Consider the following 2631-nt stretch of genomic DNA (forward strand, 5'->3'; position numbering starts at 1 on the left):
TGTCAACGGTCAGCGGGACTTCCCGGTGGGCGGTCAGGTGATCTCCCCGTGGGCGGACAGCTGATCTCCCTGTCCGCGGTCAGTTGATCTCCCTGCCGGTGTCAGTTCAGCGGGACCACCCCGCGTCCGGCGGTGGCCTCGGTGAGCCGCAGCGAGGTGCCCTCGGTGATGATCACGTGGGCGTGGTGCAGGAGCCGGTCCACGGCGGCGGTGGCCAGGGTCTTGGGCATGATCGTGTCGAACCCGGCCGGATGGATGTTGGAAGTCACCGCGAGGCTGCGGCGTTCGTAGGTCGCATCGACGAGGCGGTAGAAGGCCTCGGCAGCGGCCTGGCCCGAGGGCAGCATCCCGATGTCGTCCACGACGATGAGCTCGGCCCGGGTGATCCGGGCGATGGTCTTGCCGATCGAGCCGTCCACGGCGGCCCGGCCGATCGCGGCGGTCAGGGATTCGAGGGTGAACCAGGAGACCCGCATGCCGGCGTCGATGACCTGATGGGCCAGGGCCTCGACGAAGTGGGTCTTGCCCGTGCCCGAGGGCCCCGAGATCGCGAGGTTCTCCGCCCGCCCCACCCACTCCAGGGTGGCCAGGGCCGACTGGGTGGGGACCGGGATCGAGGAGTTCGTCTCGCGCCAGGAGTCGAAGGTCTTCCCGGCCGGCAGGCCCGCGGCCTTGCGGCGGGCCGCCCGGGTGGCCTCATCACGCCCGCGGGCCTCTTCGGCCAGCAGCACCCGCAGCACCTCGGTGGGGTCCCAGCGCTGGGAACGGGCGGTGGCCAGCACCTCGGGGGCGGCCGCGCGCAGGTAGGGCATCCGCATGCGTTTGAGCACCGCGGCGAGATCGTCGGGCAGCGGCGGGGCTGCCGGGGCGGTGGTGGCCGTGTTCATCGAGCGCTCTCCTCGGTCGTGGGGGTTGTGCTGGTTGCCGTGCTGGCGCCGAAGGTGGCCCAGGCGGCGGTGCCGGGTTGGGCGGAATGGGTCTCATCGGCGGCCACGAGTCCGGCGGCGGTGGCCCCGGTGGCCTGGTGATCGCAGATCGCTGCCAGGTCACCCTCGCCGAAACGCCCGGCGGCCGCGGCGATCCCGAGGGCGGCGTCCACGGGCCCGTCCCCGATGAGGGCGGCGAGCTCGACGGCGGCGGCCATCTTCGCCCGGATCCGGGTGGCCCCGGCCGCGGAAGCCTCGATCAGCCAGGTGTGCGCGCCGGCGCCCAGGGCCAGGAACTCGGCTTCGGCCGCCGAGCGGGCCCGTGGTCTGGGCGGGCGCGGCGCGCCGGTGGGGTCCTGCGGGTGGTCGGGGTAGTGGGCCAGGTCGATCCGCGGATTGCCCGGGGTCGAGAGCCGGTGGCGGGCGACCTCGGTGAGCCCGGCACGGCCGGCCGCCCAGCCCGGGGTCACAGCAAGGGTGTCGAGGTCGGCGACGACCACGAGTTCCTCCCCGGCGACCCGCACCCACACCTCGGCCCCGACGAGTCCGGGCGGGGTGGAGTAGCGCACCGAGCCGAACCGGATGGTCTGGTCGGTGCCCACCGTGCGGGTCACCCCCAGGGCGGTGGTGTGCGGGGTGGCCGGCAGCACGTGCAACCGTCGTTGTTCCTCGACCAGGGCCTGCTCGGGAACCTTGGCCGTCTCCCGGTGGGTGCGCCCGTTGACCTTGGCGCAGAACGCCGTGCAGGCGGCCTCGAGTGCGGCGAAGGAGGCGTAGTGCTCACGCAGGTTGGCATCGGTGGGCACCAGGTCGGCCTTGGCGATGCGCACCGTGGACTCCGACCCGCCCTTGGACTCCGGGTCATACGGCACGCAGGTGTGCACCTGGGTGCCGTAGTGCCGGCCGGCTTGAACGATCTGCGGGTGGCGCACCGCAACCCCGGCGACGTGATCGACGGTGACGGTCCTGGGGTTGTCGGTGAGCACGTAGGTGGGCACCCCGCCGATGAGGGCCAGGGTCGCATCCAGGCACCCGATCAGCGTCGGCAGGGTCTGGTCCCAGACCGGGATCACCACCCGGAACCGTGACCAGGCCAGCCAGGCGCAGAACAACCAGGTGCGCCGCGGGGTGCCGTTCACCCCGGGGACCTTCGGGCCTTCGCCCCAGTCGAACTGCAGCCACAGCCCCGGCTCGGTGATCCAGGGCCGGTAGGTGCGCCGGTGCCCGGCCCGCCAGACGGCCTTCACCTGCGCCACGGCCCGGCGGGTGGTGCGCTCGGTCCCCGGAAACCCCAGGCCGGCCAGGCGGGCGTGGACGACGTCGGCGCGGACCGTGCCCTGGCTGCGCTCGACCCACTCCTCGATCTTCGGCAGGTAGGCGTCGATCATCCGGGGCCGGCGGCCCGGCCCGGTCACCGGCCGGCCCGCATCGCGGGCGGCGGCGTAACGGCGGACCGTCTTCGGGTCCACCCCGGCCAGGGCCGCGGCCGAGTGCGCGGAGCCGGTGGCGTCGTAGGCTTCGAGAATTTCCATGATCTCCCTGTCAGACTTCTTCATGCGTCCCTCCGGCGGGTGATGGCTCCAGGTGGTCAGAGACCTCGAGCGAACCCCCGGAGGGACGTCTGCGTAGGGACCGACACGAGGCTGGCCCCGGGGCTGAGAACAGGGAGATCAGCTGTCCGTCAGCAGGGAGGTACGTGTCCGCC

The 2631-nt window shown here is 72.9% G+C and carries 2 protein-coding genes; both read right to left on the reverse strand.

Going from position 1 to position 2631, the window contains the following annotated elements:
* Positions 1-101 precede the first annotated feature (101 nt).
* On the reverse strand, positions 102-887 hold the full coding sequence (gene istB / locus Q0817_RS19870) for an IS21-like element helper ATPase IstB (protein ID WP_298592182.1): 786 nt from the start codon (positions 885-887) through the stop codon (positions 102-104).
* The gene (gene istA / locus Q0817_RS19875) at positions 884-2482 is read right to left on the reverse strand and encodes an IS21 family transposase (RefSeq protein ID WP_298592190.1); all 1599 of its coding nucleotides are present in this window, start codon (positions 2480-2482) and stop codon (positions 884-886) included. The genes istB and istA overlap by 4 nt, the downstream gene beginning before the upstream one ends.
* Positions 2483-2631: the final 149 nt, after the last annotated feature.

The sequence above is a fragment of the uncultured Kocuria sp. genome (assembly GCF_947500125.1).
Classification (GTDB): Bacteria; Actinomycetota; Actinomycetes; order Actinomycetales; family Micrococcaceae; genus Kocuria.

Bases quoted from the DNA above. Each gene is read 5' to 3' on its own strand.
- istA (WP_298592190.1), bottom strand. From the start codon at position 2,482: ATGAAGAAGTCTGACAGGGAGATCATGGAAATTCTCGAAGCCTACGAC.
- istB (WP_298592182.1), bottom strand. From the start codon at position 887: ATGAACACGGCCACCACCGCCCCGGCAGCCCCGCCGCTGCCCGACGAT.